Source organism: Streptomyces erythrochromogenes (assembly GCF_040684695.1).
GTDB lineage: Bacteria > Actinomycetota > Actinomycetes > Streptomycetales > Streptomycetaceae > Streptomyces > Streptomyces erythrochromogenes_C.
This window is the reverse complement of the sequence record NZ_JBFBGM010000003.1, coordinates 34,954-47,186: the sequence shown is the minus strand read 5'-3', so window position 1 is coordinate 47,186 and position 12,233 is coordinate 34,954. Positions and strand designations below refer to the sequence as shown.

Here is a 12,233-nt window from a genome sequence, read left to right as displayed (position 1 = left end):
AAGGGGGCGGGGGCCGGGTGATCCGCGTACTGCTGGTCGACGACGACGCGATCGTCCGCTCCGGGCTGCGGCTGATGCTGGGCGGAGCCCCGGACATCGAGCTCGTCGCCGAGGGCACGGACGGATCCGAGGTGCCGGGGCTGGTCGCCGCGCACGGACCCGACCTGGTGCTGATGGACATCCGGATGCCCGGTGTCGACGGGCTCGCCGCCACCGAGGCGCTCCGCGCGCGGCCGGGGGCCCCGGAGGTGCTCGTCCTGACCACCTTCCACACCGACGAGCACGTCCTGCGGGCGCTGCGCGCCGGTGCGGCCGGGTTCCTCCTCAAGGACACCCCGCCGCGGGAGATCGTGGCGGCGATCCGCACGGTGGCCGCGGGCGACCCCGTACTCTCCCCGGCCGTCACCCGCCGCCTCATCGACCAGGTGGCGGGCGGCACGGGCCGGGGATCGCGGGCGGCCGCGGCCCGCGCCCGGCTGGCCCTGCTGGCCGGGCGCGAACGGGAGGTGGCGACGGCCGTCGGGCGGGGCCTGTCCAATGCCGAGATCGGACGGGAACTCCACCTGGCACTGCCCACGGTGAAGACCCACGTGTCCAGGATCCTGACCCGGCTCGACCTCAACAACCGGGTCCAGATCGCCCTGTTGGTCCACGACGCGGACGACCCGGCCCGACCGCAGGGGCGTTGACGCCGCCCGCGGGGGCGCGCTCGCTCCGCGGTGGCGGCCCGAGCGCCCGTGCTGCGCAGCGACCGTGCGTGCGGGGCCCGGCCTGGTCCGTTCGGGTGAAGGGGCGGCCGCCGCGAATGAATGGTCGATGCAGCGGAATTGCACCGGAAATGCAGCGAATTCCGGCCCGTCCCGGGGCCGCCCCAAGATGCCGATCGGCGGAGCGGTGATTAATATCATCCGTAGGTAACTGTGGCAACTGCGGGAATCACACCCTTGACCCGCGGTGAGAACACCAGAGCGCGAGGCGTGCGAGACATCGCACCGGCCCACAAGGTCCGTGGCCCGACGAGGCCGCGTTGACGGGGGATGCGCGCAATTCAACACATCTGCACGGCCACAGGTGCAGCCGTTGACATCCCTTGCTGAGGAGGAAGAACAAATTTTCGTGCCGTAGCAACGAGAAGGGTTCTCAACCATGCGAGCAATGAGAGTCAAGCGCCTCTTCGCGGCGTCCGCCATCGGTGTTCTGATGGCCGGCGGCGCCCTGGGAGCCGCAACCTCCGCTTCGGCGGCGACCCCCACCCAGCCCGTCTCCTACGTGAGCGGCGGCGGAGGCTGGGACCACGACAGGGGCGGCCACCACGGCTGGTACGACGATGACGACGACGACTACGGTGGCGGAGGCTACGGCCACGACTGCTGACAGCACCACCTGCTGTGCGGCCCGCGAGACGGGCCGCACAGTGCCGTGTCCCGCCGCGGAGCCGCGCGGCCGACCGCCCCGCAGGGACACCGGCCGGGGACAGTGAGACCCTGGCTGCATGGCCCGTAGGGGAGACGTTCCCGAGGTCGACTGGCCCGCGCGGCCGGACACGAGCCTTGCGCTCAACCGCATGGGCACGTTCGACTGGGACCTCGACAGCGGGCGGATGCACCTGGATCCCACCGCCCTCGAGGTCCTCGACCTGCGCCCCGACGAGTACGACGGCACCCCCGCCGGGCTCCGCGCGCGCATCGCACCCGCCGAGGAGGCCCGGCTCGACTCCCGGGTCGCCCAGGCCATCAAGGACGGCCGGAGCCACTACGGGGCCTACGTCCGCAGCCGCCGCCGCGACGGGGCGCCGGCCTGGACCCACATCCAGGGGCACATCCTGCGGGACCCGGGCGGCCGCCCGTACCGCGTCATCGGCATCCTCCGCGACGCCGCCCACGACCCGGGCGAGCCCGGAGCCGCCGGGGAACAGGACGAGGGGCGCCGCCGGATGACCGGCGTCGTGGAGCGGACCACCGCCATCCTCGCCCACGCCCGCACCGTCAACGACGTGACCGACATCCTCAAGGACCCCCTGGCACTCGGCCACCTCGGCGCGGTCAGCGTGATGCTGGGCGTCGTCGACGGGAGCCGCATCCACCTCGTCGCGGAGGGCCAGCTCGGCACGTACGTACCCGAGATCGAGTACACCCGGATCGACGCGCGGTTCCCCATGAGCGTGGCCGTACGCACCATGCAGCCGGTCTTCATCGTCTCCCGGCAGGAGTTCCGGGACTCCTACCCGGAACTGTGGCCCTACATCGAGCCGCTGTCCGTCCACAGCGGGGTCTACCTGCCGCTGATCGCCCAGGGCCGGCCCGTCGGCGCCCTGGGGCTGCTCTACCGGCGCGAGGGCGACTTCACGGCCGAGGAACGCAACCTCCTCATGGCGCTCGGCAGCGGCGTCGCCCAGAGCCTCCAGCGCGCCATCCTCTTCGAGCAGGAGCACGACCTCGCCGAAGGACTCCAGCGGGCCATGCTGCCCCGCCGGATCCCCGCGGTGCCGGGTGCGCTGATCGCCGTGCGCTACCGCTCCGCCCGGATGGGCCGGGACATCGGCGGTGACTGGTACGACGTGGTCCCGCTCGGCGGCAGCCGGGTCGGGGTGATGATCGGCGACGTGGAAGGGCACGACACGGACGCGGCCGCCGTCATGGGGCAGTTGCGCATCGTGATGCGCGCGTACGTGGTCGAGGGGCACACGCCCGGCGCGGCGATGGCACGGGCCTCCGCCTTCCTGCGCGAACTGGAGACGGAACGGTTCGCCACCTGCACCTACGCCGAGGTCGACCTCACCAGCGGGATGCTCCAGCTGGTACGGGCCGGCCACCTCGACCCGGTCGTGCGCCGCGGCGACGGCAGCTGCCACCGGATCCAGGTGGCGGGCGGCCTGCCGCTCGGGCTGCCGCCCCCCGAACCGTCCGCGGCGGCGGGCTCCGGCTACCCCGTCACCAGCCTGGAACTGCACCCCGGGGACACCCTGGTGCTCTGCACGGACGGCCTGATCGAACGGCCGGGGGCCGACCCCGACACCGGCATGCGCGAGCTCATGGCGGCGGTCCACAGCGGCCCCGCGGACGTCGAGGAACTCGCCGACGTGCTGTGCGACCTGGTCGGGGACTCGGGCGGCGGGGACGACATGGCCCTGCTCGTCCTGCGCCGCCGCGGTACGCCCACCGGGCGCGGCGGCGGGCCGCTGCGCCAGCGACTGGACCCGGGGGACGCCGGGGCCCCGGCCCTGGCCCGGCACCTCATCCGGGCCGCGGTCGCCGCCTGGGGTGCGCGGGACCGGGCCGACGAGATCGAGCTGGCGGCGGACGAGCTGATGACGAACGCCCTGGTCCACACGGACGGGGGCGGCCACATCAGCATGCGGATCACCCCGCAGGGCCGGATCCGGATCGAGGTCGAGGACTCCAGCAGCGCCCTCCCGCGGCGGCGCGAGGCGGACGACTGGGCGGTGTCGGGGCGCGGCCTGATGCTGGTGGAGCAGCTCGCGGACGCGTGGGGCGTGGAGCCGCGGGGCGGCGGCAAGTGCGTGTGGTGCGAGTTCGCCGTGAACGCCCCGCAGGACCCCCCGGCCCAGCCGCGGGAGGGGCCTACAGGCGCACCAGCGTGACTTCGGTGGCCTTCACGCTCGTCCACACCGCGGAGCCGTCGGCCAGGCCCAGTTCGGCCGCCGCGTCCGGGGTGATCTCGGCGACCAGGTCGGGCGCCTCGGCCGAGGAGATCAGCACCCGCAGCCGGCTGCCGACCGCGGTGATCTCCCGTACCGTGCCCGGCCACACGTTGCGGGGGCTGCCACCCGGGCGGTCCCGGTGCACCGACACCGCCTCCGGGGCGATGATCGCCAGGGCCTCGGCCCCCTCGGGCAGGGCCTCGGCGACCACCAGGCGGCCGCCCGCCGCCAGGGCGAGGCCGTCCGCCGACGCGGTGCCCGGCCAGGCGTTGCGCCCGAGCATGCGGGCCACCCACGGGGACCGGGGGTGCCGGGACACCTCGGCGGGCGGGGCGTCCTGGAGGGCCCGGCCGTCGGCCAGTACGAGGACCCGGTCGGCCAGCGACACCGCCTCGACGGGGTCGTGGGTGACGATCAGACAGACCCCGCCGAAGCCGGCCAGGTGCATGCGCAGGGTGTGCCGTACGTGGGCCCGCGTGGTCTGGTCGAGGGCCGCGAGCGGCTCGTCCAGCAGCAGGAGCCTCGGGCGGGCGGCCAGGGCCCGGGCGAGGGCGACCCGCTGGGCCTGGCCACCGGAGAGCTGGGACGGCTTGCGGTGCGCGAGGTGGCCGACGCCCAGCCGGTCCAGCCAGGCCTGCGCCTCGCGGCGGGCGTCGGCGCGCGGTACGCGGCGGGCGCGCAGCCCGTACGCGGTGTTCGCCAGCGCGCTCAGGTGCGGGAAGAGCGCCCCGTCCTGCGGGACCCAGGCCACCTGCCGCTTGTGCGGCGGCAGGGCGGTGACGTCGGCGTCGCCGAGCCGCAGGTCGGCGTGGGCCCGCGGGGTCAGGCCGAGCAGGGCGCGCAGCAGGGTGGTCTTGCCCGCGCCGTTCTCGCCGACGACGGCGATGGTGGTGCCGGGCTCCGCCTCCAGGGTCAGGCGGTTGAAGCCGGTGACCGTGGCGTGCAGGGGCCAGTGTCCGGATTCCGCGTCGTGCGCCGCCGCCTTCGGCGCCGGCACGGCGCCGGCCGCTCCGGACCCCTCGGCAGGCCCCGGAGCGGGGGCCGGCGCCTCTTCCGCGGCCGGCTGCGGCGCGGTGACCGCCCCGCGGTCGACCGGGGTGCCCGTCCAGCGGCCGCGCAGCGCGATCAGTACGCCCATGGCGATGGCCAGGAGCAGCAGCGAGACCGAGGTCGCGGCCTCGGGCCGGTCCTGGAGCAGCAGGTACACCTGGAGCGGCAGGGTCTGGGTGGTGCCGGGCAGGTTCCCGGCGAAGGTGATGGTCGCGCCGAACTCGCCCAGTGCGCGGGCCCAGGTGAGGGCGGCGCCCGCGACCAGACCGGGCGCCACCATCGGCAGGGTCACGGTGAAGAACACGCGGACCGGCGACGCGCCGAGCGAGGCGGCGGTCTCCTCGTAGCTCTGCTTGAGGCCGCCGAGGGCGCCCTCCAGGCTGATGACCAGGAACGGCATGGCGACGAAGGTCGCCGCGACCACGGCCCCCGAGGTGTGGAAGGGCAGGGTGACCCCGAAGGAGTCCTCCAGCCAGGGCCCCAGCAGCCCGCGCCGGCCGAAGCCGAGGAGCAGGGCTACACCGCCCACGGTCGGCGGCAGCACCATCGGCAGCAGCACCAGCGAGCGGACCAGGGCCTTGCCCTTGAACCTCACCCGGGCCAGCAGCCAGGCCAGCGGCACGCCGAGGACGAGCGAGAGGCCCAGTGCCCACAGGGACACCACGAGCGAGAGCTTCAGCGCCTCGACCACACCCGGGCTGCCGAGGTGCTCTCCGAGGTCGCCCCACGGGGTGCGGAGGAGGATCCCGATCAGCGGCATCAGCAGGAACGCGACGGCGAGCAGCGCGGGCAGCGCCAGGGCCACCGGGGGCCGGGTGCGGGTACGGAGTCTGCTCACGGGACTTCCTGGCTGGGGCCGGCGTGGCCGGACGGGGCGGAGGAGCGGGTGCGGGGCTGTGGTGCAGGCCCGGGCGGGGCCGCGGGCACAAGGGGGAAGCGTAGGCGGGGGCGGCCGGCGGGCGCGGGTGCGCCCGGGCACGCCGAAGGGGCTGCCTGTCCCCCCGGACCAGACAGCCCCCGGACCACCCGCGGGGAGCGGCGCGGACTACGGCTGCTGGAAGCCCGCGTCCTGGAGGATCTTCTGCGCCTCCGGGGTGCTCAGCCACGCCACGAACGCGGCCGCGGCCTCGGCGTTCTTGGACTGCTTCAGCGTGGCGGCCGGGTAGGAGGCCACGGCGTTCTGGTCGTCGGGGATCTCCACGGTGACGACCTTGTCGCCCGACTTGGCGGAGTCCGTCTTGTAGACGAGGCCGGCGTCCGCCTCACCCAGCTCGACCTTGCTCAGGACGGCGCGGACGTTGGGCTCCTGGGAGACCGGCTTCACCTCGACCTTCTGGGCGTCGAGGATCTGCTTGCTGTAGCGCCCGACGGGCACCTCGGGCGCGGCGAGCACGACCTTGACCTTGGTGTCGGCGAGGTCCTTCAGGTCGTCGATCTTGAAGGGGTTGCCCTTGCCGGCAGCGATGACCAGGCGGTTCTTCGCGATGATCTTGGCTTCGCCGGTCTCGGCCTTCAGCCCGTCCATGGTCTTGGTGTCGGCGGTGACCAGCGCGTCGGCCGGGGCGCCCTGCTTGACCTGGGCCGCGAGCTCCTGCGACCCGGCGAAGGAGAAGGTGACCTTCGTGCCGGGGTGGGACTTCTGGTACGCCTCGCCCGCGGTCTTGAAGACGTCGGTGAGGGAGGAGGCGGCCAGGACGGTGAGGTTCGCCTGCGGCGCGGCGGACGCCGACGGCGCGGCCGAGCCGGTGTCGGAGCCGGCGGACTTGTCGTCGCCGCCGCAGGCGGTCAGCCCGGCGAGCAGGGCGGCGGACAGGGCGGCGGCGGCGACGGTGCGGCGGCGGGTCAGGGTCGGGGACATGAGTGAAGGCTCCTCGGTCGGGTCGGCGGCCGGCCGAGTGCCGGATCCGCGCGGTGGTGACCCGCGCCGGTGACGGGCGGAGCGGGTGGGGACGGTTCGGTGGTACTGAGCAGTGGTGCGAGCGGTGGTGCTGAGCAGCGGTGCGGAGCCGGCCGTGGGCGGGCCGGCAGCGGACCGCGGGCGCGGGAGCGCCGGCGGAGCCTGTGGGTTCAGGCGCGGTCGATGTGCACGCTCGTCGACTTCACGCGGGCGGTGGCCCGCATGCCGACCTCCAGCCCCAGTTCTTCGACGGCCTCGCGGGTGAGCAGGGAGACCAGACGGTGGGGACCCGCCTGGATGTCGACCTGGGCGGAGACGTCGCCGAGCCTGACGGCCGTGACGATGCCCGGAAAGGCGTTGCGCGCCGAGGTGTACGGCTCCCCGTCCTCGGTGTGGGCGCCCTGGCCCACCTCCACGGAGAAGGCGGCCAGATCGCGGCCGTCGATCAGCCGCCGGCCGACCTCGTCGCGATGGGTCACGACCCGGCCGGCGTCGGCCCAGCGCCGCGCGGTGTCCGGGCTGACGCCCAGCAGCCGCGCAGCCTGTCCGATGGTGTAGGACTGCATGTGCGACAAGGTAGGGGCACGTGTGGCGCATTTGCAATTCTCTTGGGGAGATCGCCATGGTAGGTGCCAGGGCCCTTGGTGCATCTGCCAAAAGACGAGGAAAAGTCGTTCCGTCCCGAGGGATCCGGATCGCTAGAGTCGGGGCATGGCAGATGAGGTTTCGGGGACGGAAACGGGCACGGTGCGGGTCGACGCGTGGATCTGGTCCGTGCGGCTGACCAAGACCCGCTCGATCGCGGCGACGGCCTGCCGGGCGGGCCATGTGAAGGTCAACGGAGAGCGCGCCAAGCCGGCGCAGGCGATCCGCGCGGGCGACGAGGTACGGCTCTTCCACGCGGGGCGCGAGCGGATCGTCGTCGTCAAGCGGCCGGTTTCCAAGCGGGTGGGCGCACCCGTCGCCGCGGAGTGCCTGATCGACAAGAGCCCGCCGCCGCCGACCCCCGTGGAGGCCGCGGTCGTCGGCATCCGCGACCGGGGCACGGGCCGCCCCACGAAGCGCGACCGGCGCGAGATCCAGTCCCTGCGCGGGCGCTGACGCCGCCGCGGCCCCGGCAGGCCGGGAGGTCCGAACCGCCGCCCGGCGATTCGGACCGGACGCTCAGACCTTGCGGTAGGCGTACGCCTCGGCGGCGGCCTCCGCGACCTGTGCCAGCGGGGCGCCCGCGGACGCGGCGACCACCGCCGCCACCGCGCCCTCGACGAACGGCGCGTCCACCAGCCGCGAGCCCGGCGGCAGTTCGTCCTCCAGCAGCAGCGTCTTCACCGTCAGCACCGAGCTCCCGAGGTCCGCGAGCAGCGCGACGCCGGCTCCCCGGTCGACCTCCCGCGCTGCCGCCGCGATCCGCTCCGCGCTCGTGCCGAGCCCGCCGGCGGACGTGCCGCCCGCGGCGGCCACCGGAGCCACCGGTCCGCCCGCCGCCAGGCCCCGGGCCAGCTCCGCCACCGACTCGGCGACCGGCGCGCTGTGCGAGACCAGCACCACCCCGACCAGGGCCGGCTGCGCGCCGCCGTCGCCGTCTCCGCCCGTCACCGCGCGCCCTCCGCCCGCTCGGCCACGTCCGCGAGCGCCCCCAGCAGCAGCGCCGACGAGGTCGCGCCCGGATCCTGGTGCCCGATGCTGCGCTCGCCCAGGTAGCTGGCCCGTCCCTTGCGCGCCTGCATCGGTACGGTCGCGAGGGCCCCGTTCTCCGCCGCGTCCGCCGCCGCCCGGTACGACACGGCCAGCGCGGCCACCCCCGGCAGCAGCGCGTCCAGCATGGTCTTGTCGCCCGGTGCCGCCCCGCCCAGCTGCGCCACCGCGCCGACCCCCTGGTCCAGGGCCTCGCGCAGGGCGTCGTCGGACACCTCGGGCGCCTCCCCGAGCTCCTTGCCGGTACGGCGCAGCAGCATCCCGTACAGCGGCCCCGAGGCACCGCCGACCGTCGAGATCAGCGTCCGCCCGGCGAGCTGGAGCACCGTGCCCGGCGCTGCCGGGTCCTGCGCGTCCAATGCGGCACGCACCGCCGTGAAGCCCCTCAGCAGATTGCTCCCGTGGTCGGCGTCCCCGATGGGGGAGTCGAGCTCGGTGAGCCGGTCCGCCTCACGCTCCACGGCGGCCGCGGTGGCCGCCATCCAGTTCCGGAAGAACTCCGCGTCACGCACCCGGTCTCCTCGCCTCGCGTCCGCCCCGGCCAGTCCTTGCCGCCACCATAGATCAGCGCCCCCGCCGCGGCGCCGCTGTCCGTACGGGCGCGTCCGTCCGTGCTGGCTCCGGCAGCCCTGCCGGTGCGCAGAAACGGTCAATTGGCGCCGCATGCGGTCAACCGGAAGCGCGAGATTCGGCCACGTGGTCGGATGTCTGCTTCTGCGGGATTCGACGAGTGCGAGGCGCAGCGTGGCAGCGACGACTGAAGAGCCGTTCCGGGCTCTGCTGGAAGCGGCACCGGACGCGATGGTGATCGTGGACGACGCCGGTGTGATCCGGCTGGTGAACGCACAGACCGAGGCTCTGTTCGGGCACCCCCGGCGGGAACTCCTGGGCCGCCACATCGAGATACTGGTGCCCGAGCGGTTCCGCGGCCAGCACCCGGGCCACCGGCTCGGCTACGCGGACAGCCGCCAGGTCCGCCCGATGGGCGCGGGCCTGGAGCTCTACGGGCTGTGCCGGGACGGGCGCGAGTTCCCGGTGGAGATCAGCCTGAGCCCGCTGGAGACCCCGGAGGGCCTGCTGATCTCGGCGGCCGTACGGGACGTGAGCGAGCGCAGGGCCGCCGAGGAGCGCTTCCGGGCCCTGCTGGAGGCGGCTCCGGACGCCATGGTGATCGTCGACGAGAGCGGCGCGATCCAGCTCGTCAACGCGCAGACCGAGGCGCTCTTCGGCTACGCGCGCGAGGACCTGCTGGGAAGACCCGTGGAAGTACTCGTACCGGAACGGTTCCGCGGGCACCACTCCGACTTCCGGCACGGCTACTTCGTCAACCGCAGGACCCGCCCCATGGGCGCGGGCCTGGAGCTCTACGGCCTGCGCCGCGACGGCGGCGAGTTCCCGGTGGAGATCAGCCTCAGCCCGCTGGAGACCCCCGACGGCACGCTGGTCTCCGCCGCCATCCGCGACGTCACCGAACGCAAGTCGGCCGAGGAGATGCTCGCGAAGCTGTACGAGCAGCAGCGCCACGTCGCGCTCACCCTCCAGCGCAGCCTCATGGGATCCCCGCCGGACGTACCGGGGATGCCCACCGCGAGCCGGTACTTCCCGGCCCGGCAGGGCGCCGGGGTGGGCGGCGACTGGTTCGACCTCATCCCGCTGGGAGGCGGCCGGGTCGGCGTGATGGTCGGCGACGTCATGGGGCGCGGCCTGGACGCCGCCGCCGTGATGGGCCAGCTCAGATCCGCCTCCCACGCCCTGGCCAAGACCGGGATGCCGCCCTGGCAGCTCATGCGCGCCCTGGACGCCGTCGTCAGTGAACTGCCCGACCAGTTCGTCACCTGCTGCTACCTCGTCCTCGACGCCGATTCGGCCGAGATCACCATGTGTTCGGCCGGACACCTGCCGGTCCTGCTCGTCGCCCCAAGCGGCGAGGTGACCCGGCTGCCCGTCGAGGTGAGCGTGCCCCTGGGGGTCGGCGAGGTGCCCCACCACGAGACCCGGCACAGCGTCGAGCCCGGCTCCGTGCTCGCGCTGTACACGGACGGCCTCGTCGAGACGCCGGACAGCGACATCGAGGGCCAGGTGGACGGGCTGGCGGCGGCGCTGGAGAAGGCCGTCGCGACGTCGGACGGCCTGGAGCAGGCCGCCGACCGGCTGCTGAGGGAACTGCTGCCGGACGCCGACGACAACCCCGACGACGTGACCCTCCTGCTCGTCCGCATTCCCGACACCCCGGTGACCTCGCAGAGCATGCTCCTCGCCGCGGACCCCAGCAGCGTCGGCGCGGGACGGAGGTTCCTGTGCTCCACCCTGGCCCTGTGGGGCAGGGACGACGAGCAACTGCGCGACACCGCCTGCCTGCTCACCTCCGAGCTGCTCTCCAACGCCGTGAACCACAGCCGCGGTCCCGTCCGGCTCCGCCTGCGCCAGGCCGGCCGTGAACTCAGCGTCGAGGTCTGCGACGGCAGCCCGGTCCTGCCCCAGGCCCGCTTCGCCGCCCCCGACGCCGAATCCGGCCGGGGACTGCTCCTCGTCGACTCCCTCGCCTCCTCCTGGGGAACGCTCCCGACGGCCGAGGGAAAGGCCGTCTGGTTCTCGCTGCCCCTGCCCGCCCCCCGCCCCGCCCCTGCCGCGCAGCGGCCGGCCGGGCGCGCGGCCGGCGGGCCCCCGGCGGACCCCTGCGCGAAAACGGACTGAGACCCGGGGCGGCCGCATGATCGAATGGGCGGGTGAACGGCCGTGACGGAAAGGGTCCCGCTGTGTCAGATACGCCCCCGCCGAACGTGTGGGCCGCGCCGCCGCCCGCAGGCACTCCGGGGTGGCCCGCCCCGGCGCAGGGATGGCCGCCCGCCACCCCGGGCGGCCCCCTCTTCACCGCCGGGCCCCCGCGACCGCCGACGCAGACCGCACCGGCCGGCAGCGCCTACCACGAACAGGCCCGCAACGGACGGCAGAAGGCCCCGCAGCGCATCGGGGAGTTCCTCCTCGTCCTCGTCGGGAACCTGGCCGTACCGCTGGTCGTCGTCGCGTTCGGCGCCCTCGCCTGGTACGTGCTGGGGCTTGACTTCGCCCCCGAGGGCGGCGACCGGATCCTGGGGGACCCGCTCGCCGACGAGGCGCTCGGCCTGCTCTCCATAGCCACCGGCATACCCGTCGTGCTGCTCGCCGTCCGCTGGTGCGGCAGCCGCCCCGCCGGCACCGCGGCCTCCGTCGTGGGCCGGCTGCGCTGGGGCTGGCTGGCCCGCTGCGCGGCGGTCGCCTTCCCGCTGATCGTGCTCCAGATGGGCGGGCTCGCGCTGTGGGGCTACCTCAGTGAGGGCGAGGAGTCCCTCGCCGGCGAGTTCCCCGGCTGGTCCGGGTTCCTACTCGGACTCGTCGTGCTGTGGGCGCTGATCCCCTTCCAGGCCGCGGCCGAGGAGTTCGTCTTCCGGGGCTGGATCGCCCAGTTCTTCGGCGGATTCCTGAAGTCCCCCTGGCCCGGCATCGTCATCGCGTCCGCCCTCTTCGCCGTCGCCCACGGCATCGGCGAATGGTCGGGGTTCGCCCTGCTCTTCTACTCCGCCCTGTGGTGGGGATGGCTGACCGTCCGCACCGGGGGCCTGGAGGCCGTCATCGCGGTGCACGTGGCGAACAACATGACCGCCTACGGCATCACCGTCGCCCTGGGGCAGCTCGCGGAGTCGGGGAACGCGGCGGACGCCCCGTGGCAGGCGCTCGTCCTCGAACTCGTTGCCGCACCGGTGTACTGCCTGCTGATCGCGAAGCTCGCCACCGCCCGAGGCGTACGGCGCCTCGGCCCGGCGGGGCCCGCCGAACGTGCGGAGACGGCCTGGCGTCCCGATCCCGCCGATCCCGCCGAGCAGGCCGAGCCCGCAGAGCAGGCCGAGCCCGCAGAGCCGGCCCGGCGTGCGGAGCCCACCGCGTAGGTGCGGC

The 12,233-nt window shown here is 74.4% G+C and carries 11 protein-coding genes; 6 read left to right on the top strand and 5 right to left on the bottom strand.

Annotation, left to right across the window (positions count from 1 at the left end; all coding sequences use genetic code 11):
• The first annotated feature begins 17 nt into the window (after window positions 1-17).
• From AB0O53_RS07470 to AB0O53_RS07460, 3 genes are all read left to right on the top strand, one after another.
• Complete coding sequence (locus tag AB0O53_RS07470) at window positions 18-689, top strand: response regulator transcription factor (RefSeq protein ID WP_365193770.1); 672 nt, start codon at window positions 18-20, stop codon at window positions 687-689.
• A gap of 457 nt (window positions 690-1,146) precedes the next feature.
• Complete coding sequence (locus AB0O53_RS07465; protein WP_365193767.1) at window positions 1,147-1,374, top strand: hypothetical protein; 228 nt, start codon at window positions 1,147-1,149, stop codon at window positions 1,372-1,374.
• Window positions 1,375-1,492: 118 nt separating this feature from the next.
• Window positions 1,493-3,601, top strand: a complete 2,109-nt coding sequence (locus AB0O53_RS07460) for a SpoIIE family protein phosphatase (RefSeq protein WP_365193764.1) — start codon at window positions 1,493-1,495, stop codon at window positions 3,599-3,601.
• On the opposite strand, the gene AB0O53_RS07455 is transcribed toward AB0O53_RS07460, so the two are convergent.
• From AB0O53_RS07455 to AB0O53_RS07445, 3 genes are all read right to left on the bottom strand, one after another.
• Window positions 3,582-5,471, bottom strand: a complete 1,890-nt coding sequence (locus AB0O53_RS07455; protein WP_365194162.1) for an ABC transporter permease — start codon at window positions 5,469-5,471, stop codon at window positions 3,582-3,584. The two genes, AB0O53_RS07460 and AB0O53_RS07455, sit on opposite strands and share 20 nt — an antisense overlap.
• Before the next feature lie 285 nt (window positions 5,472-5,756).
• Window positions 5,757-6,569: a molybdate ABC transporter substrate-binding protein gene (gene modA, locus AB0O53_RS07450; protein ID WP_365193762.1), complete on the bottom strand. Its 813-nt coding sequence runs from the start codon at window positions 6,567-6,569 to the stop codon at window positions 5,757-5,759.
• A 209-nt stretch (window positions 6,570-6,778) separates the two neighbouring features.
• The gene (locus tag AB0O53_RS07445; protein WP_350991348.1) at window positions 6,779-7,174 is read right to left on the bottom strand and encodes a TOBE domain-containing protein; all 396 of its coding nucleotides are present in this window, start codon (window positions 7,172-7,174) and stop codon (window positions 6,779-6,781) included.
• 145 nt (window positions 7,175-7,319) lie between these two features.
• Here AB0O53_RS07445 and AB0O53_RS07440 point away from each other — a divergent pair, with 145 nt between their 5' ends.
• The gene (locus AB0O53_RS07440; RefSeq protein ID WP_076046054.1) at window positions 7,320-7,709 is read left to right on the top strand and encodes an RNA-binding S4 domain-containing protein; all 390 of its coding nucleotides are present in this window, start codon (window positions 7,320-7,322) and stop codon (window positions 7,707-7,709) included.
• Between the two features lie 63 nt (window positions 7,710-7,772).
• Here the strand turns inward: AB0O53_RS07440 and AB0O53_RS07435 are convergent, their stop codons facing one another.
• A complete protein-coding gene (locus tag AB0O53_RS07435) occupies window positions 7,773-8,204 on the bottom strand; it encodes a PTS sugar transporter subunit IIA domain-containing protein (protein ID WP_350991350.1) in 432 nt (143 codons plus the stop codon).
• Window positions 8,201-8,815, bottom strand: a complete 615-nt coding sequence (gene dhaL / locus AB0O53_RS07430) for a dihydroxyacetone kinase subunit DhaL (protein WP_350991352.1) — start codon at window positions 8,813-8,815, stop codon at window positions 8,201-8,203. The genes AB0O53_RS07435 and dhaL overlap by 4 nt, the downstream gene beginning before the upstream one ends.
• A 151-nt stretch (window positions 8,816-8,966) precedes the next feature.
• Here dhaL and AB0O53_RS07425 point away from each other — a divergent pair, with 151 nt between their 5' ends.
• Together AB0O53_RS07425 and AB0O53_RS07420 are read left to right on the top strand one after the other, a co-directional pair.
• Complete coding sequence (locus AB0O53_RS07425) at window positions 8,967-10,997, top strand: PAS domain S-box protein (protein ID WP_403137331.1); 2,031 nt, start codon at window positions 8,967-8,969, stop codon at window positions 10,995-10,997.
• A 62-nt stretch (window positions 10,998-11,059) separates the two neighbouring features.
• Window positions 11,060-12,226, top strand: a complete 1,167-nt coding sequence (locus AB0O53_RS07420) for a CPBP family intramembrane glutamic endopeptidase (RefSeq protein ID WP_365193757.1) — start codon at window positions 11,060-11,062, stop codon at window positions 12,224-12,226.
• The last annotated feature ends 7 nt before the right edge of the window (window positions 12,227-12,233 follow it).